We start from the raw sequence: 17,230 nt of genomic DNA, 5'->3' as shown, positions 1-17,230 counted from the left end.
GAAACCGTTTCATGCCGTCATGGATCAGCCATTTCTTCGCGGCGAGCCGATGGTCCGCTGCCGGCGTTATCTATCTGTTCCGCAGCGAGATCGCGGCGCGGATGGAGCTCGGCGCGCTCGCCGCGGGCCTCGTCTGGCTGGTCCTGATCGGCGCCGGCTGGCCGTGGATCGCCGGCTTCGTGGTGCTTTCGGCCTTCGTCCTCGCGCTCGAGGCGCTCAACACGGCGATCGAGGTGCTCGTCGACCATCTCTCGCCCGCCTATGCGGAGTTCGCCCGCCATGCCAAGGATCTCGGCTCGGCGGCCGTGTTCTTCGGCCTCTCCGGCACAGCGATCTACGTCATCGCCGTCTCCGTCGCGACGCTCGGCCGTTAGCGCGAGCGCGTCTCGTCCGGCGGACGCCTGCGGACGGCGCCCGCCCGACCCCGCCGCAACGAAGTGGTGGGCGCGGTTGGCGAGGGCGGCCCAGTCGGCGTCCTCCGACCGGATGTCGGCCCATTCGCGCATCGGGCGGCCGTGACCGGGATCGAAGCGCCCGGCAGCGCCCGTCTCGATCAGGCGGTCGACCTCCTCCTTCGGCAGCTTCACCACGAGCCGCCCGCGGGCGACCATCGCGAAGATCTTTGCCCCGACCGTCAGCGCCTCGCAGCCGAAGGCGCGGGTGCGGGCCACCCCAGGCTCGTCCGCGAAAGCCAGCGCGAGCGCGGCGAAGCGCTCGGCCGGCTCGTCCCCGGCCGTCGTTCCGGCGGCCTTCGGGTCGCCCGTCGCCGGGTCGGGCGTCACGGCGTGCTCTCGTGGAAATGGTCGTAGATGGCGCGCGCCATCTGTTCCGAAACGCCCGGAACGCCGGCGAGATCGCCGAGGCTCGCGCGGCTGACCGCCTTCGCCGTGCCGAAATGGGCGAGCAGGGCGCGCTTTCGCGTCGGGCCGATGCCGGCGATCTCGTCGAGCGGATTGCGCGCCATGTCGGCCTTGCGCTTCGCCCGGTGGGAGCCGATCGCGAAGCGGTGCGCCTCGTCGCGCAGGCGCTGGACGAAATAGAGCACCGGATCGCGGGGCTGCAGCATGAAGGGGTCGGCGCCGATGCGGTGGAACACCTCGCGGCCGGCGTCGCGGTCCGGCCCCTTGGCGACGCCGACGAGCGGCACGTCGTCCTCGAGCCCGAGCGCCGCGATCACCTCGCGCGCCGCGGCGAGCTGGCCCTTGCCGCCGTCGATCAGCACGAGATCGGGCCAGGGGCCGAAGCCGTTCTCGTCGCGCGGGGCCTCGCTGCGCGGCCCGGCCTCGCGAACGAGGCGCGAGAAGCGGCGCGTCAGGACTTCGCGCATCATCCCGAAATCATCACCCGGAACAAGGTCTTCCGAGCGGATGTTGAATTTCCGGTAGTGGTTCTTGGCAAAGCCCTGCGGCCCGGCGACGATCATCGCCCCGACCGCATTGGTGCCCATGATGTGGCTGTTGTCGTAGACCTCGATCCGGCGCGGCGGCGCCTCCAGCCCGAACACCTCGGCGAGCCCGTCGAGCAGCCGGATCTGGCTCGAGGTCTCGGCGAGGTGGCGGCCGAGTGCGTCGCGTGCATTGGTGAGGGCGTGATCGACGAGATCCTTCTTCTCGCCGCGCTTCGGCACGGCGATCTCGACGCGATAGCCCGCGCGCTCGGACAGCGCCTCGCCGATCAGCTCCTCCTCCTCGACCGTTTCGGACAGGAGCACGAGGCGGGGGCAGGGCTTGTCCTCGTAGAACTGGACGAGGAAGGCGCCGAGCACCTCGGCCGCCGACAGGCTCTTGTCGGCGCGCGGGAAATAGGCGTGGTTGCCCCAGTTCTGTCCGGTGCGGAAGAAGAACACCTGAATGCAGGTCTGGCCGCCCGCCTGATGCACGGCGAAGACGTCGGCCTCCTCGACGCCCTGCGGGTTGATTCCCTGATGGCCCTGGACGTGGCTCATCGCGGCGATGCGGTCGCGGTAGATGGCGGCGCGCTCGAAATCGAGCTCGGCCGCGGCGGCCTCCATCTCGGCCGCGAGCTGGCCGCGGATCGCGGTCGACTTGCCGGAGAGGAAGCCCTTCGCCTCGCGCACCAGCTCGGCATAGTCGTCGAGCGCGATCTCGCCGGTGCAGGGTGCCGAGCAGCGCTTGATCTGGTGCAGCAGGCAGGGGCGCGTGCGCGTCTCGTAGACGCTGTCGGTGCAGGTGCGGATGAGGAAGGCGCGCTGCATCGCAGTCACGGTGCGGTTCACCGCGCCCGCCGAGGCGAAGGGGCCGAAATAGTCGCCCTTGCGGCTGCGCGCGCCGCGATGCTTGACGAGCTGCGGCGCCTCGTGATCGCCCGTGATCAGGATATAGGGGAACGATTTGTCGTCTCGCAGCAAGACATTAAATCGTGGCCGTAACCTCTTGATAAGATTGGCCTCGAGGAGGAGCGCCTCGGTCTCCGTCCGGGTCGTCACGAACTCCATCGTCGCGGTTGCCTGGACCATGCGGGCGATGCGGTTCGACTGGCCGACCTTGACGTAGTTGGCGACGCGCTTCTTGAGGTTCCGCGCCTTGCCGACATAGAGGACGTTCTCCTCGGCGTCGAACATGCGGTAGACGCCGGGCGCGTTGGGCAGGCGCTTGACGAAATCGGCGATGACGGCCGGGCCGCGGCCGCGCGGCGTCGCGGAGGCGGGGGAACCCGCCTCAACGCCGGAGGAGGAATCGTCGGTTTCGATCGGGTCGGGTATGTCGTTCACTCGGGAATGCCTACGATGTCGGGCGTTTGCCAGGCAAGGTGCTGGCCGCCGTCGATCGCGATCATCTGGCCCGTCACGGACGGCGTGCCGACGAGATATAGGATCGTCCGGCCGAATTCGGAAAGGTCCGGCCCGCGGCCGAGCGGCACGGCGGCGCTCTGGCGGGCGAAATCCTCCGGCGCCTGCCGCACGGAGGCGAGCGTCGGCCCGGGGCCGATGCCGTTCACCCTGACGCGTGGTGCGAGCGCCTGGGCGAGCACCCGCGTCGCCGTGAAGAGCGCCGATTTCGAGAGCTGATAGGAGAGGAAGAGCGGCGTCGTCTTCAGGACGCGCTGGTCGAGGATGTTGACGACATTCGCCGTCTCGCCCGCCGGCAGAGCCGTGGCGAGCGCGTCGGCGAGGAAGACCGGGGCGTCGAGATTGACCGCCATCTGGCGCCGCCAGACGGACGGATCGAGCGTGCCGATGCCGTCCGGCAGGAAGAGCGAGGCGTTGTTGACGAGGAGGGTGACCGGGCCGAGCGCCGCGGCCGCGGCCGGCACGAGCGCCCGAACGGCCTGCGGATCGGCGAGATCGGCGACGACCACCGCCGCCCGGCCGCCGGCCCCGCGGATCGCTTCCGCGAGCGCCTCGGCCTCGTCGCGGGCGCTGTTGCAGTGGATCGCCACCGCCCAGCCGGCCTCGGCGAGCGCCTCGACGATCGCCCGCCCGATCCGCCGCGCGCCCCCGGTGACGAGGGCGACCTTCATGGCGTCGTCATTCCTCATCGCGTGCGGCCTCGAAGGGATTGATCAGACGGTGTCCGAGGCCGAGCGGCTCGAAGTGGCGCGTGTTCCGCGTCGCGATCCTGAGGCCGTGAGCTTCGCCCGTGGCGGCGATCAGAACATCGGCCAGCCCCGGGGAATGGCCGGCAGCGCGCGCCGCGTCGATGAGGGCGCCGGCGAGCCGGGCGACATCGAGCGATACGGGCAGAATCCGATCCGCGTGGAGGGCCAAGAGCCGCTCGGTCCAGGCCGCAAGCTCGCCGGCCTTGCGGCCCTGGCCGAGCCGCCGGGCCTTGGCGATCCCGCTGTCCAGTTCCATCACCGTGACGGCCGAGAGGTAGATCCGTGGTGCGTTTTGAACGAGCCAGAGCCGGGCGATCCGGGTCGGGTCGCCCTGGATCGGAGAAGATGCCGACAGCACGTCCGTATCGACGAGAAACACGGGCGCTAGAGCTCTGTCGAGCGCGCAGGCCGGTCGTCGCGTATCACGAATTCACCGGTGCCGTCGGGGAAGGAACCGAGCAGCGCGCCGAAGGTGGCGGCTCGGTTGAGCTGCTCCCAGACCTCCACCGATACGACGACGGCCTCCGGCCTGCCGTCCCGGGTGATCAGCGAGGGTTCTCCGGCCAGCGCGTCGTCGATCACGTCGGAGAGGCGCGTCTCCGCGTCCCGCAGTTTCAGCGTCTTCATCCGCCTCGTCCCCATGGCCCCCTTCGAATGTAGTTCGCGGCCATCGCGCCGGAAAGATCGGCGCTCGGGCATCCATCATGGTAAACCGGCGCTAAGGCCTTTGGCGAATGTTCGGCGGGCGATCGCGGGCGGATCATCGGACCCGTGAAAAAGCGTAGCGGCACCAAGCCGTTGTGCGACGGGCGCGACTTCGGCGCAACAGTCGATCCCTCCACGCCCTCGCCACGATTCCTGTCTTCTTCCGCCGCAATGGGGGGATGAAATCCGGATCATCGAAAGACGGCTGGTTCCGTCTTCCAGACAGTTCCGTTCCGCGTATCCAGGAGCACGCCATGAACGCCTTCCGCGCCCTTCTTCTGTCCTCCGCGGCGCTCGCCTTCGCCGCGCCGGCCTTCGCCGCCGACCTCACCTATGAGGCGCCGCCGGCCGCCAGCAACGCCTATGCCCCGGCTGCCGGCTTCAGCTGGACCGGCCCCTATATGGGCGCGGTGATCGGCTATGGCTCCGGCACGGTCGACGCCGATGCCACGCCCGGTGACGTCGACGTCGACGGCTTCCAGGCCGGCGTCTATGGCGGCTACAACATGGACCTCGGCAATCAGGTCGTGCTCGGCGTCGAGGGCGACATCCTGTGGTCGGGCGTCGAGGGCGATCCCTCGGACGGCAAGGCGGAAGAGGACTTCAACTCGACGCTGCGCGCCCGCGCCGGCTATGCGGTCGACCGCTATATGTTCTACGGCACCGGCGGTCTCGCGGTGTCGCACGCCAAGGTCGAGGACGATCTCGGCGCCTCCGACAGCAACACGCATGTCGGCTGGGTCGTCGGCGCCGGCGCCGAGGCGGCGATCACCAACAACGTGATCGCCAAGATCGAGTACCAGTACCAGGACTACGGCAAAGAGACCTACGACCTGACGACGGCGACCGATGTGGACTACAGCACCCATTCGATCCGCGCCGGCATCGGCCTGAAGTTCTGATCGACCCGGTCCTGGTCCTGGAGGGACCGGGCCTCGCGCGGCCGCCGGCGGAGCGATCCCCGGCGGCCTCGCTTTTTCTCGACCGGCTCAGCGGCGCGGGGCGAAGAGCGCGTCGCGCACCGCGTGCCAGCTCGTCTCGTCCGGCGCGCAGAGAAGGCCGCCGTCGCGGTGGAGCGGCGAGTAGGCGGAGCCGTCGAAGCGCGCCGAATAGCCGCCGGCCTCGCGATGGATCAGCCAGCCGGGCGCGTGGTCCCAGACGGCGAGTTTCGCATACATGACGAAATGGCAGTGGCCCGCGGCGGCGAGGCGGTATTCGTGCGCCGCGTTGCGGAGCGCCGCGCCCGAGCCGAGCCGCCAGAAATTGCCCGTGACGGTCGAGCGCACCGGCTCGTCGAGATAGCTCCACGAGATCATGCCGGACATCTGGTCGACCGGCGCCGGCGCCGCGACCTTGAGGTCGGAGGTGGTGCCGTCGGCCGCCTCCATCCAGGCGCCTTCGCCGCGCAGCGCGATCGCGGTGTCGTCGCCGACCGGATCGTAGATGAGGCCGGCGACGATCTCGCCGCGGGCGATCACCGCCGCCATCACGCCGAAGAGCGGCAGGCCGGCCGCGAAATTCTTGGTGCCGTCGACCGGATCGAGCGCGATCGCGAGATCGGCGCCGTCGAGCCTGTCGAGGAGGGCCGGGTCGGCGGCGACCGCCTCCTCGCCGATGACGAGCACGCCCGGGAAGGCGCGTTCGAGGCCGGCCGTGATGCGCCGCTCGGCTGCCTCGTCGGCATCCGTCACGAGGTCCTCGGCCGAGGTTTTGGCGCGCACCATGCCGGGGCCGAGCTTGCGGAAGCGCGGCATGATTTCGGTGCGGGCGGCTTCCCGCATCAGATCGAGGAGCGTGTGCGCCTGGGCGTTGGTGAAGGTCATCGGCATTCCTCAGGTCTGCGGCCGCGTGGTGGCGAAGGCCGGCACGGCGTCTGCGAAGCGGTCGAGCCAGGCGACCAGACGGGGATGATCCGCCCGCCAGCGCCCTTCGAAGCGGAGATCGAGATAGCCGAGTCCGCAGGCGAGCGCGATGGTGCCGACCGTCACGGCCCCGCCGGGCGGGCTCGCCTCGAGCGCGGCGAGCGCCCGCTCGACCTTGCCGCGCTGATGGCCGAGCCAGGCGTCGCTGCGCTGGTCCGCCTCGCGCCAGCGGCCCTCATAGACCTGCAGCAGCGCCGCGTCGGTCATGCCGTCGGCGAGCGCCTGCAGCCGCAGGGCGGCGAAGCGGGCGGCCGGCTCGGCCGGGACGATCCGGCCGCCGCCGGCCTCGTGGTCGAGCCATTCGACGATCACGCGGGAATCGAAAAGCACGGAACCATCTTCCAGAACCAGCGCCGGGATCTTGCCGAGCGGGTTCACCTGGCGGATCGGATCGGCCGGGTTGCCGGTGTCGGCGGTGACGACTTCAATTCGGTCGGAGAGGCCGAGAAAGGCGGCGGCGATCTTCACCTTCCGGCCGAAGGGCGAGGCCGGGGAACTGTGCAGGACGAGCATTGCGGGGCTTTCGGAGGTTAGCGGCGAACAGGGGGCATGGCGACCGAGGCGGCGCGGCAGGCGCGCCGGTCGACCTCGGGGCAGGGGCGGAAGGCGGCGAGATCGCGGGTGAGGCAGACGCGCACCTCGGCGAGGCGCCGGTCGCTGCACGTGACGGCGATCGCCTCGGCGGGAAGTCCCGGATTGGCGGCGACGAAGGCCGCCTCGACCGCGACCGGCGCGACCGACCGGTCTTCGTCGAGCCGCTCGAAGCCGTCGGGAATGGCGATCCGCTCGCGCGCCTTGCGCGTCAGAGCGAAATAGCCGGCCGGATCGAGGCCGGAGCAGCTGCCGTGCTTGCGCCATTGATGGCGGACGAGGGCGCGGCTCGGCATGATGTCGAGCATGCCGTCGATCTCGCGGCGCGAAGGCGCGGCCCGCCCCCCGGTGGCGCAGGATTGCGGATAGCCGCGCTCATATTGCGGCCAGAGGCCGTGCACGATGAACGCGAAGGGGCGGCCGGCACCACATTGCAGCGGGTCGCCGTCGCGGCGGGAGGCGCAATAGCTCGGCGACCAGGACAGCGACAGGACGTAGAAATCGAACAGGCCGGCCGTGTCCGCGCGCGCGCCGCCCGCCGGCGGGACGAGCAGCGCCGCGGCGAAGAGGGTCGCGGCGGCGAGCGCGACGCGGAGGAGACGGCCGGCCATCGCCGATCAGGGCCGGACGGTCCGGCACCAGGCGTCATGGACCCTCCAGCGGTCATGGCCCGGCAGGCAGAACTCGACATTGGCGCCGATCGAGGCGAAGCCCTGTTCCGCTTCGATCAGATAGTAGACGGCCGACCGGCTGCCGTCCGAGAGGAAGGCGTCGGCGCGGCAGTAGCGCCGCTCGATCAGGCCGGGATAGCCCGGGCGGAACGCCGATTCGCGGACCCGCTCGATCCCCTCGATCGCGACGAAGGTGCCGTAGGCGCCGTTGCTCGCATAGGCGAAGCGATCGGCGACCCGCGACAGCACGCCCGGCGCGTCGCAGAACGGGACGCCTCGATCGAAGGGAGCCGCCTCGGCGGCGCCGAGTGTACCAAGGGAGAGGAAGAGAGCCGTCAGCACGCGCTTCATCGCTGTTCTCCACGAAGGCCCCCGGGCGGCGCCGACGATGCTGCGGCGCCTCGCCGCGGTCAAGCCGCCCGCCGGCCGGTCGCGGTCAGGATTCGCCGCGCAGCCAGTCGACCGCCCAGCCGGCGCCCGGCGCGTCGGCGAGGAGGGGGAGGAGGCCGGGGAGGAGGGCGCGCAGCTCGGCCTCGAGCTGATAGGGCGGATTGCAGAGCACGAGGCCCGAGCCGTTGAAGCGGTCCGGCGTCGTGCGGTCGCGCACCCAGAGCTCGGCGGCGAGGAGCTTCTGGACGCCCGAATCGCGCAGCCGGCGGCGGAAGGCGGCGACGGCCGCCGTGTTCTTGATCGGATACCAGAGCGCATAGAGGCCGGTCGGCCATTTTCTGTAGGCGCCGAGGAAGCCGTCGGCCAGCCGCTCGAACTCGTCGCGCTCCTCGAAGGGCGGGTCGACGAGGACGAGGCCGCGCCGCTCCTTCGGCGGCACGAAGGAGCCGAGCGCCAGCCAGCCGTCGAGCGCGATCGCCTTGGTCTGGATATCGCCGGCGAAGAGCGCGGCGAGCGCCGCATGGTCCTGCGGGTGCAGTTCGACCGCCGTCAGCCGGTCGGTACGGCGCAGCAGATGGCGCACGATCGAGGGCGAGCCCGGATAGGCGGCGAGCCGGCCGCCGCCATTCGCCGCCGCGACCGCCTCGAGATAGGGCGAGAGCAGCGCAGCGAGCGGGGCGGGCAGGGGCTTCGCGCGGCCCCGGGCGTCGAGCAGCCGGCCGATCCCGTCCCGCCACTCGCCGGTCTTCAGCGCCTCGCCGGCGGAAAGATCGTAGAGGCCGACGCCGGCATGGGTGTCGATCACCCGGAACGGCTTCTCCTTCGCCTTCAGGTGCTCGACGATGCGGGCGAGCACGGCGTGCTTCATGACATCGGCGAAATTGCCGGCGTGATAGGCGTGACGATAGTTCATGACGAAGGCGGTGCCACCGCGGCGCGCCGCTGGCAAGCCCGCAATGGCGGCGCTTTACGCCGCGCCGGCCCGGCGCGATAACGGACCGGCACCACGAGGCCCGCCATGAACGCTCCCGTCTCCCCGCGCATCGGACATTCCGCCTGTCCGCACGACTGCCCGTCCACCTGCGCGCTCGATATCGAGATCCTCGACGGGCGGACGATCGGCCGGGTGCGCGGCGCGAGGGAGAACGATTACACGGCGGGCGTGATCTGCGCCAAGGTCGCGCGTTATGCCGAGCGGGTGCACAATCCGAACCGGCTGCTGCATCCGCTGCGGCGGAAGGGCGAGAAGGGCTCCGGCGAATGGGAGCCGATCTCGTGGGACGATGCGCTCGACGCGATCGCCGAGGCCTTCGTCCGCGAGACGGCGCGGCACGGCTCGGAGGCGGTCTGGCCCTACTACTACGCCGGCACGATGGGCCTCGTGCAGCGCGACGGCATCAACCGGCTGCGCCATGCCGGCCGCTACTCCGGCTTCTACGACACGATCTGCACCAACATGGCCTGGACCGGCTGGATCGCCGGCACCGGCCGGCTCGCCGGCGCCGACCCGCGCGAGATGGCGAAATCCGACCTCGTCGTCATCTGGGGCACCAATGCGGTGGCGACGCAGGTGAACGTGATGACGCACGCGGTGCGGGCGCGGAAGGAGCGCGGCGCCAAGATCGCGGTCGTCGACGTCTATCGCACCGCGACGATGGAACAGGCCGACATCGCGCTCTGCCTGAAGCCCGGCACCGACGCCGCGCTCGCCTGCGCGATCATGCACGTGCTCTTCCGCGACGGTCATGCCGACCGCGCCTATCTCGACCGCTACACCGACCGGCCGGCCGATCTCGAAGCGCATCTGAAGAGCCGCACACCCGAATGGGCGGCGGCGATCACCGGCCTGTCCGCGGCCGAGATCGAGGCTTTCGCGGGCCTGATCGGCCGCACCAAACGCAGCTTCTTCCGGCTCGGCTACGGCTTCTCGCGCCAGCGGAACGGCGCGGTGGCGATGCATGCGGCCGCCTCGATCCCGGCCGTCACCGGCGCCTGGCAGTATGAGGGCGGCGGTGCCTTCCACAGCAACAGTGGCATCTTCCGGCTCGACAAGGCGATGATCGAGGGTCACAGCCTGCGCGACCCGTCGATCCGCCAGCTCGACCAGTCGCGGATCGGCGCGATCCTCGCGGGCGACCGCGAGGCGCTGTTCGGCGGCCCGCCGGTCACGGCGATGCTGATCCAGAACACCAATCCGGCCTCGGTGGCGCCCGACCAGCGGCGGGTGCGCGAGGGCTTCCTCAGGCCGGACCTCTTCCTCACCGTGCACGAGCAGGTGATGACCGACACCGCCCGGCTCGCCGATATCGTGCTCCCCGCCACGATGTTCCTCGAGCACGACGACGTCTACAAGGGCGGCGGCCACCAATATCTGATGGTCGGGCCGAAGCTCGTCGACCCGCCGGGCGAATGCCGCACCAACCATCAGGTCCATGCCGGCCTCGCACAGCGGCTCGGCTTCGAGCATCCGGGCTTCGCGATGACCGAGCGCGAGCACATCGACTGGATGTTCGCCCGCGCCGGCTATGGCAGCTTCGCGTCCGTCGAGGCTGGACGCTGGGTCGACCTGCAGCCGGAATTCGAGACGGCGCATTTCCTCTCCGGCTTCGCCTGGCCCGACGGCAAATACCGCTTCGCGCCCGACTGGCCGCGCGTGCCGGTCGGCAATAACGGGCCGATGGGCCCGTGGCCGGACATGCCCGAGTTTCCCGATCAGTGGTCGGTCATCGAGGCGGCCGATGCGGCGCATCCGTTCCGGCTCGCCACCTCGCCGGCGCGCTCCTTCCTGAATTCGAGCTTCAACGAGACGCCGTCCTCGCGCGCCAAGGAGGGCGGCCGGCCCGAGGTGATGATCCATCCGGAGGACGCCGCCACGGCGGGCGTCGCGGCGGGCGATCTGGTGCGGATCGGCAATCGACGCGGCACGGTCCGTCTGCACGCCCGGCTCTTCGACGGGCTCAGACGCGGCGTGCTCGTCGCCGAAGGCCTGTGGGCGAACGACGCCTTCGTCGACGGCGAGGGCATCAACGTGCTGACCGGCGCCGATCCGGCCGCCCCCTTCGGCGGCGCCGCCTTCCACGACAACAAGGTGTGGCTCGAAAAGGCGTGAGGACCGGCGGTCTTCGCCGGGCCGGCTGTGGAACAAGCGCGGCATCCGCCGGTTCGGGGCCATCGCCAACCGGAACCGGATGCTCATGCACGCGCTCAACATCATCACGCTCGTCCTCCTGATCGTCGGCGGACTCAACTGGGGCCTCGTCGGCCTCTTCCAGTTCGATCTCGTCGCGGCGATCTTCGGCGGACAGACGAGCGCGCTCTCCCGGGTGGTCTACATCCTGGTCGGGCTTTCGGCGCTCTGGCAGATCGTGCCGCTCTCCCGCGCGCTGCAGCGCGGCGAAAGCCGGGCCGAACGCGGCCTCTGACCCGTCAGCCGCGCAGGTCGATCGTCGGCGCGACGAGGATCTCCTCGGTCGCGACCGGCAGGCCCTCGATCACCGTTGTGACGTCGCCACGGACTTCGACCAGACCGCCGGCGACGAGGGCGAGGGCGAGCGGGTAGAGGCCGTGCTCGGCCTTCAGCACCCGGGCGCCGAGCGTGTCGGGTGTATCGCCGGGCGCGACGGGCACCGCCGCCTGCGCGATGATCGGGCCGGAATCCATCTCGGTGCGGACGAAATGCACCGTGCAGCCGTGCAGCTTGACGCCGGCCGCGATCGCCCGCTCATGGGTGTGGAGGCCCGGGAAGGACGGCAGCAGCGAGGGGTGGATGTTGATCATCCGGTCGCGCCAGCGTTCGACGAAGCCGTCGGTCAGCAGCCGCATGAAGCCGGCGAGGCAGACGAATTCGATGCCGGCTTCCACGAGGCGGGCGTCGAGCGCCGCCTCGAAGGCCGCGCGGTCGGCATAGGCGCGATGATCGACCACCGCGGTGGCGAGGCCGGCTTCCGCCGCCCGGGCGAGGCCGGCGGCGTCCGGCCGGTTCGACAGGACGAGGCCGATCTCGGCCGGATAATCGGGATCGGCCGCCGCCTCGATCAGCGCGGCCATGTTCGAACCGCGGCCGGAGATCAGGACGGCGACCCTGAGCTTGGCGCTCACAGCGCGAGCGCCCCGGTGAAGACGACCGGCTCGCCGGTCCGCGGCACGATGCGGCCGAGCGGCGTCACCGTCTCGCCGGCCCCGACGAGCGCCTCGGTCACGGCGGCCTCGCCGGCGGGATCGACGACGAGCACCATGCCGATGCCGCAGTTGAAGGTCCGCAGCATCTCGCGCTCGGCGACGCCGCCCGCGCGGGCGAGCCAGCCGAACACCGGCGGGACCGCGATCCGGTCGAGATCGACGGTGGCCGCGACGGCGTCGGGAAGGACGCGCGGGATGTTGTCGACGAAGCCGCCGCCGGTGATGTGCGCCATCGCCTTGATGCCATCCGAGCCGGCGAGCGCGGCGAGGAGCGGCTTCACATAGATGCGCGTCGGGGCGAGCAGCGCGGCGCCGAGCGGCGTCTCCGGCGCGAAGGGGGCGGCGTCCTCGTAAGCGAGCCCGCTCGCCGCGACGATGCGGCGGACGAGCGAGAAGCCGTTCGAATGGACGCCCGAGGAGGCGAGGCCGAGAAGGACGTCGCCCTCCGCCACGTCGCCGCGCGGCAGCAGCCGGGTGCGCTCGACGATCCCGACCGCGAAGCCGGCGAGATCGTAATCGCCCTCGGCATACATGCCCGGCATCTCGGCGGTCTCGCCGCCGATCAGCGCCGCGCCGGCCTGCCGGCAGCCTTCCGCGATGCCGCCGATCACCGTCGCCGCCTCTTCGGGCGCGAGCTTGCCGGTCGCGAAATAGTCGAGGAAGAAGAGCGGCTCGGCGCCCTGCACGACGAGATCGTTGACGCACATCGCGACGAGATCGATGCCGACGGTCGCATGGAGCCCCGTCTCGATCGCCACCCGCAGCTTGGTGCCGACGCCGTCATTGGCGGCGACGAGGAGCGGATCGCGATAGCCGAGCCGGGCGAGATCGAACACGCCGCCGAAGCCGCCGATCTCGGCGTCGGCGCCCGGCCGGCGGGTCGCCCGCACCAGCGGCTTGATCATCTCGACCAGCCGGTTGCCGGCGTCGATGTCGACGCCCGCATCGGCATAGGAGAGGCCGTTCTTCGCCGCCGCGTGCTCGCTCATCGGGATCCTCGCGTTTCGCCGCTCGCTAACGGCAAACATTGGGGATTGCAAGTCGCCGGAACGAAAGCGCCGCTGCCGTTTTCTTGACGGCAGCGCGGCGGCGGTCCTATCTCGTCGAATGATACGAGTGGCCAAGGGAAGGCGGCGGACGTGACTCTCCAGCGTCAGATCGGCTTCTGGCTCGCCGCGCTCGTGGTGTTCCTCGTCTTCCTGCTCTTGTTCAGCAGCATTCTGCTGCCCTTCGTCGCCGGCATGGCCGTCGCCTACGGGCTCGATCCGATCGCCGACTGGTTCGAGCGGCGCGGCATGAGCCGGCTGATGGCCTCGCTCACCATCCTCGTCCTGTTCGTGCTGATCTTCGTGCTCGCACTGATCCTCGTCGTGCCGGTGCTCGCCAACCAGCTCGCCGGCTTCATCGAGCGGCTGCCCGGCTATGTCGAGCGGCTGCAGTTCCTCGCGACGACGATGCTCGGCAGCCGGGTGATGAAATTCCTCGAGATCGATACCGAGGCGCTGCGCGGCTCGATGGGCCAGCTGATGAGCGAGGGCGCGAGCTGGCTGACGAGCCTCCTGCAATCGATCTGGAGCGGCGGCCAGACGCTTCTGAGCATCCTGTCGCTCTTCGTCATCACGCCCGTCGTCGCCTTCTACATGCTGCTCGACTGGGACCGGATGGTGGCGCGGGTCGATTCCTGGCTGCCGCGCAACCATGTCGAGGACATCCGTGCGATCGCTCGCGATATCGACGCCGCGGTCGCCGGCTTCGTGCGGGGGCAGGGGCTCGTCTGCGTCGTGCTCGGCCTCTTCTATGCGCTGCTGCTCGGCGCGATCGGACTCAATTTCGGCTTCCTGATCGGCTTCGGCGCCGGTGTGCTTTCCTTCATCCCCTATGTCGGCTCGACGATCGGCTTCGTCGTCTCGGTCGGCGTCGCGCTCGTCCAGTTCTGGCCGGACTGGATCTGGATCGTCGCGACGGTGATCATCTTTGCGCTCGGCCAGTTCATCGAGGGCAACATCCTGCAGCCCAAGCTCGTCGGGGCGAGCGTCGGGCTGCATCCGGTCTGGCTGATGTTCGCCCTGTTCGCTTTCGGCGTGCTGTTCGGCTTCGTCGGCCTGCTGATCGCCGTGCCGGCGGCGGCGGCCATCGGCGTCGTGATGCGGTTCGGCATGACCAAATATCTGACGAGCGCGATCTATCGCGGCGTCCACGACGAGCCCGATGACGACATCTGAGACGGCCTCCCTGGTTCCGGAGCCTTCGCAACTGCCGCTCGATCTGCCGCACGAGCCGGCGATGACGCGCGCCGATTTCATCGTCGGCGCGGCGAATGGCGAGGCCGCGGCGCTCGTCGACGCCTGGCCTGACTGGCCGAGCCGCACGGTGCTGCTCGTCGGGCCGCCGGGCTCCGGCAAGAGCCATCTCGGCCGTGCCTGGGCGACGGCGAGCCATGCCGCGGAGTGTCGCGCCGACCGGCTCGGCACCGCCGATCTCGAACGGCTCGTCGCCGCCGGGGCGGTGCTCATCGAGGATCTCCACGCGCCGGGGCGCGACGAGACGGCGCTCTTTCACCTCCTCAATATCGCGCGCGAAGCGAACGCGGCCGTGCTGATGACGAGCCGGGTGATGCCTGCGGTGCTCGGCATCGGCCTGGCCGACCTTCTGTCCCGCCTGCGCGCCGCGCAGCCCGTCGCGCTGGCCGAGCCGGACGACGCGCTCCTCGAACGGGTGCTGACCAAGCTCTTCGCCGACCGCCAGCTCACCGTCGACCCGGCCGTGGTCGACTTCCTCACCCGGCGTATGGAGCGGTCGCTCGGTGCGGCCGTGGCGCTCGTCGAGCGGCTCGACCGGACCGCGCTCGCCGCCCATCGGCCGGTCAGTCGCGCGCTCGCCGCCGAGGCGCTGCGGGACGACACGTCCGTGCCCGACGATCCGATGCCGGATCACAAAGAATAGTGCGTGAAATGAGAGAGATTGTCACAATCCATGGCTAATCTGGCGCGCGGAACGAAGCGAAGCAGGGCCATGGACCAGAAGAACCCGGACAGTGCGGCGGTGATCGCCGTCGAGAGCGTGAACAGGGGTGAGGAGGATCTGCGCCACTCCCCGAGCCGGTTCATCAACCGGGAGATCTCCTGGCTCGACTTCAATCGCCGCGTGCTGGAGGAGTCGGGCAATCCGAACCATCCGCTGCTCGAGCGGCTGCGCTTCCTGTCGATCTCGGCGAACAATCTCGACGAGTTCTTCATGGTCCGCGTCGCCGGCCTGCGGGGACAGCAGCGGCAGGGCGTCAGCATGCACAGCGACGACGGGCTGTCCGCCACCGAGCAGCTCGTCCGGATCGGCGAGGCGGTGTCGCGGCTGGCGAGCGAGCAGCAGCTGCGCTGGGTGGAGCTGCGCGAGGAACTCGGCGCGAACGACATCGTCATCGTCGACGGCGGTCGTCTGACCAAGGCGGAGTTCGCCTGGCTCGAGGCCTATTTCCTCGATTCGATCTTTCCCGTCCTGACGCCGCTCGCAATCGATCCGGCGCATCCCTTCCCCTTCATTCCCAATCTCGGCTTCAGCCTCGCCCTGTCGCTGGTGCGCAAGAGCACGGGCGCGGCCATGACGGCGCTTCTGCGCGTGCCGATGACGCTCGACCGCTTCATCCGCCTGCCGGCGGACGAGACGAGCGCCGCCCGCTTCATCGGCCTCGAACAGGCCGTCTCGCTCTTTACCGGCCATCTCTTCCCCGGCTATTCGGTCGAGGCGCAGGGCTCGTTCCGGATCATCCGCGACTCGGACATCGAGGTCGAGGAAGAGGCGGAGGACCTCGTCCAGTTCTTCGAGACGGCCCTGAAGCGCCGCCGCCGCGGCTCGGTGATCCGGCTCGAGATCGAGAGCGCGACGCCCGAGCCGCTGCGCGCCTTCGTCGCCGCCGCACTCGGCGTGCTGCCGGAGGAGACCTTCCTCGTCGACGGCATGCTCGCGCTCAACGATCTGAACCAGCTCGTCGGGCTCGACCGGCCGGCGCTGAAATTCCAGCCCTATTCCGCACGCTTCCCCGAGCGCATCCGCGAGAATGGCGGCGACTGCTTCGCGGCGATCCGCCAGAAGGACCTGCTCGTCCACCACCCGTATGAGTCCTTCGACGTGGTGGTGCAGTATCTGCGGCAGGCGGCGCTCGACCCCGATGTGGTCGCGATCAAGCAGACGCTCTACCGCACCTCGAAGGACAGCCCGATCGTGCACGCCCTCGCCGAGGCGGCGGAGGCCGGCAAGTCGGTGACGGCGCTCGTCGAACTGAAGGCGCGCTTCGACGAGGAAGCGAACATCAAATGGGCGCGCAATCTGGAACGTGCCGGCGTCCAGGTCGTCTACGGCTTCATCGAGCTGAAGACGCACGCCAAGCTGTCGCTCGTCGTCCGCCGCGAGAATGGCGGGCTGACCACCTATGTCCATATCGGCACGGGCAATTACCACCCGATCACCGCGCGGATCTATACCGACCTCTCCTTCTTCTCGGCCGACCCGGCGATCGCCCGCGACGTGGCGCGGGTGTTCAACTACATCACCGGCTATTCCGAGCCGACCGATCTCGAAAAGCTCGCCACCTCGCCGCATTTCATGCGCAAGCGCATCCTCGATCTCATCTATGCCGAGATCGACCACGTGAAGGCCGGCAAGCCGGGTTCGATCTGGATCAAGTGCAACGCCCTCGTCGACGCCCAGATCATCGACGCGCTCTATGACGCGAGCCGCGCGGGCGTGATGGTCAATGTCGTGGCGCGCGGCATATGCTGCCTGCGGCCGGGCGTTCCCGGGCTGTCGGAGAACATCAAGGTCAAGTCGATCGTCGGCCGGTTCCTCGAACACGCCCGCATCTTCTGCTTCGGCAACGGCCATGGCCTTCCTTCGCCGCAGGCCATCGTCTATATCGGCTCGGCGGACATGATGCCGCGCAATCTCGACCGCCGGGTGGAAGCACTCGTTCCGATGCTCAATCCGACGGTCCACGAGCAGGTGCTCGACCAGATCATGGTCGCGAACCTGATGGACAACCAGCAGAGCTGGGAGGTCCTGCCCGACGGTACGTCGCGCAGGATCGTTCCGGCCAAGGGCGTCGAACCGTTCAACGCCCATCAATATTTCATGACCAATCCGAGCCTTTCAGGGCGTGGCAAATCCCTCAAGAAGAACTCCCCGCGGTCGATCGGCAGCCGCTCCCCGAAGCGGTGAGCCGCA

At 69.7% G+C, this 17,230-nt stretch carries 18 protein-coding genes; 7 read left to right on the top strand and 11 right to left on the bottom strand.

Annotated features, from left to right (window positions below; translation table 11 throughout):
- Positions 1-11 precede the first annotated feature (11 nt).
- Complete coding sequence (locus GGQ63_RS02580; protein WP_183852160.1) at positions 12-374, top strand: diacylglycerol kinase; 363 nt, start codon at positions 12-14, stop codon at positions 372-374.
- A gap of 404 nt (positions 375-778) precedes the next feature.
- On the opposite strand, the gene uvrC is transcribed toward GGQ63_RS02580, so the two are convergent.
- The 4 genes from uvrC to GGQ63_RS02560 are packed head-to-tail and all read right to left on the bottom strand — an operon-like array spanning position 779 to position 4,185.
- Positions 779-2,731 carry an excinuclease ABC subunit UvrC gene (gene uvrC, locus GGQ63_RS02575; protein WP_425502040.1) on the bottom strand — a complete coding sequence of 651 codons (1,953 nt, stop codon included), beginning with the start codon at positions 2,729-2,731 and terminating at the stop codon, positions 779-781.
- Positions 2,728-3,480 carry an SDR family oxidoreductase gene (locus GGQ63_RS02570; RefSeq protein ID WP_246429565.1) on the bottom strand — a complete coding sequence of 251 codons (753 nt, stop codon included), beginning with the start codon at positions 3,478-3,480 and terminating at the stop codon, positions 2,728-2,730. The genes uvrC and GGQ63_RS02570 overlap by 4 nt, the downstream gene beginning before the upstream one ends.
- A 7-nt stretch (positions 3,481-3,487) precedes the next feature.
- Positions 3,488-3,937, bottom strand: a complete 450-nt coding sequence (locus tag GGQ63_RS02565; protein WP_183852156.1) for a PIN domain-containing protein — start codon at positions 3,935-3,937, stop codon at positions 3,488-3,490.
- Between the two features lie 5 nt (positions 3,938-3,942).
- Positions 3,943-4,185 carry a type II toxin-antitoxin system Phd/YefM family antitoxin gene (locus GGQ63_RS02560; RefSeq protein ID WP_183852154.1) on the bottom strand — a complete coding sequence of 81 codons (243 nt, stop codon included), beginning with the start codon at positions 4,183-4,185 and terminating at the stop codon, positions 3,943-3,945.
- Positions 4,186-4,517: 332 nt separating this feature from the next.
- Here GGQ63_RS02560 and GGQ63_RS02555 point away from each other — a divergent pair, with 332 nt between their 5' ends.
- The gene (locus tag GGQ63_RS02555; RefSeq protein WP_183852152.1) at positions 4,518-5,165 is read left to right on the top strand and encodes an outer membrane protein; all 648 of its coding nucleotides are present in this window, start codon (positions 4,518-4,520) and stop codon (positions 5,163-5,165) included.
- A gap of 87 nt (positions 5,166-5,252) precedes the next feature.
- On the opposite strand, the gene GGQ63_RS02550 is transcribed toward GGQ63_RS02555, so the two are convergent.
- From GGQ63_RS02550 to GGQ63_RS02530, 5 genes are all read right to left on the bottom strand, one after another.
- Positions 5,253-6,086 carry an inositol monophosphatase family protein gene (locus GGQ63_RS02550; RefSeq protein ID WP_183852150.1) on the bottom strand — a complete coding sequence of 278 codons (834 nt, stop codon included), beginning with the start codon at positions 6,084-6,086 and terminating at the stop codon, positions 5,253-5,255.
- A 9-nt stretch (positions 6,087-6,095) separates the two neighbouring features.
- Positions 6,096-6,698 carry a glutathione S-transferase family protein gene (locus tag GGQ63_RS02545; protein ID WP_183852148.1) on the bottom strand — a complete coding sequence of 201 codons (603 nt, stop codon included), beginning with the start codon at positions 6,696-6,698 and terminating at the stop codon, positions 6,096-6,098.
- 17 nt (positions 6,699-6,715) lie between these two features.
- Complete coding sequence (locus GGQ63_RS02540) at positions 6,716-7,387, bottom strand: ribonuclease T2 family protein (RefSeq protein WP_183852146.1); 672 nt, start codon at positions 7,385-7,387, stop codon at positions 6,716-6,718.
- 6 nt (positions 7,388-7,393) lie between these two features.
- Positions 7,394-7,798 carry a cytoplasmic protein gene (locus tag GGQ63_RS02535; RefSeq protein WP_183852144.1) on the bottom strand — a complete coding sequence of 135 codons (405 nt, stop codon included), beginning with the start codon at positions 7,796-7,798 and terminating at the stop codon, positions 7,394-7,396.
- 85 nt (positions 7,799-7,883) lie between these two features.
- Complete coding sequence (locus GGQ63_RS02530; protein ID WP_183852143.1) at positions 7,884-8,750, bottom strand: 23S rRNA (adenine(2030)-N(6))-methyltransferase RlmJ; 867 nt, start codon at positions 8,748-8,750, stop codon at positions 7,884-7,886.
- Positions 8,751-8,855: 105 nt separating this feature from the next.
- Here GGQ63_RS02530 and GGQ63_RS02525 point away from each other — a divergent pair, with 105 nt between their 5' ends.
- On the top strand, positions 8,856-10,946 hold the full coding sequence (locus GGQ63_RS02525; protein WP_183852141.1) for a molybdopterin-containing oxidoreductase family protein: 2,091 nt from the start codon (positions 8,856-8,858) through the stop codon (positions 10,944-10,946).
- Positions 10,947-11,031: 85 nt separating this feature from the next.
- Positions 11,032-11,259 carry a DUF378 domain-containing protein gene (locus tag GGQ63_RS02520; protein ID WP_183852627.1) on the top strand — a complete coding sequence of 76 codons (228 nt, stop codon included), beginning with the start codon at positions 11,032-11,034 and terminating at the stop codon, positions 11,257-11,259.
- A gap of 4 nt (positions 11,260-11,263) precedes the next feature.
- Here the strand turns inward: GGQ63_RS02520 and purN are convergent, their stop codons facing one another.
- Both purN and purM read right to left on the bottom strand, forming a co-directional pair.
- Positions 11,264-11,935 carry a phosphoribosylglycinamide formyltransferase gene (gene purN / locus GGQ63_RS02515; RefSeq protein ID WP_183852139.1) on the bottom strand — a complete coding sequence of 224 codons (672 nt, stop codon included), beginning with the start codon at positions 11,933-11,935 and terminating at the stop codon, positions 11,264-11,266.
- A complete protein-coding gene (purM, locus tag GGQ63_RS02510; protein ID WP_425502049.1) occupies positions 11,932-13,011 on the bottom strand; it encodes a phosphoribosylformylglycinamidine cyclo-ligase in 1,080 nt (359 codons plus the stop codon). Before purM ends, purN begins: the two co-directional genes overlap by 4 nt.
- Before the next feature lie 144 nt (positions 13,012-13,155).
- On the opposite strand from purM, the gene GGQ63_RS02505 reads away from it, so the two are divergent.
- From GGQ63_RS02505 to GGQ63_RS02495, 3 genes are all read left to right on the top strand, one after another.
- Positions 13,156-14,238: an AI-2E family transporter gene (locus tag GGQ63_RS02505; protein WP_183852134.1), complete on the top strand. Its 1,083-nt coding sequence runs from the start codon at positions 13,156-13,158 to the stop codon at positions 14,236-14,238.
- Complete coding sequence (locus tag GGQ63_RS02500) at positions 14,225-14,959, top strand: HdaA/DnaA family protein (protein ID WP_183852131.1); 735 nt, start codon at positions 14,225-14,227, stop codon at positions 14,957-14,959. Before GGQ63_RS02505 ends, GGQ63_RS02500 begins: the two co-directional genes overlap by 14 nt.
- Before the next feature lie 69 nt (positions 14,960-15,028).
- A complete protein-coding gene (locus GGQ63_RS02495) occupies positions 15,029-17,224 on the top strand; it encodes an RNA degradosome polyphosphate kinase (protein WP_183852129.1) in 2,196 nt (731 codons plus the stop codon).
- Positions 17,225-17,230: the final 6 nt, after the last annotated feature.

The sequence above is a fragment of the Prosthecomicrobium pneumaticum genome, from assembly GCF_014199915.1.
Classification (GTDB): Bacteria; Pseudomonadota; Alphaproteobacteria; order Rhizobiales; family Kaistiaceae; genus Prosthecomicrobium; species Prosthecomicrobium pneumaticum.
The sequence above is the reverse complement of the archived record's forward strand: the minus strand, read 5'-3'. Positions and strand labels throughout refer to the sequence as shown.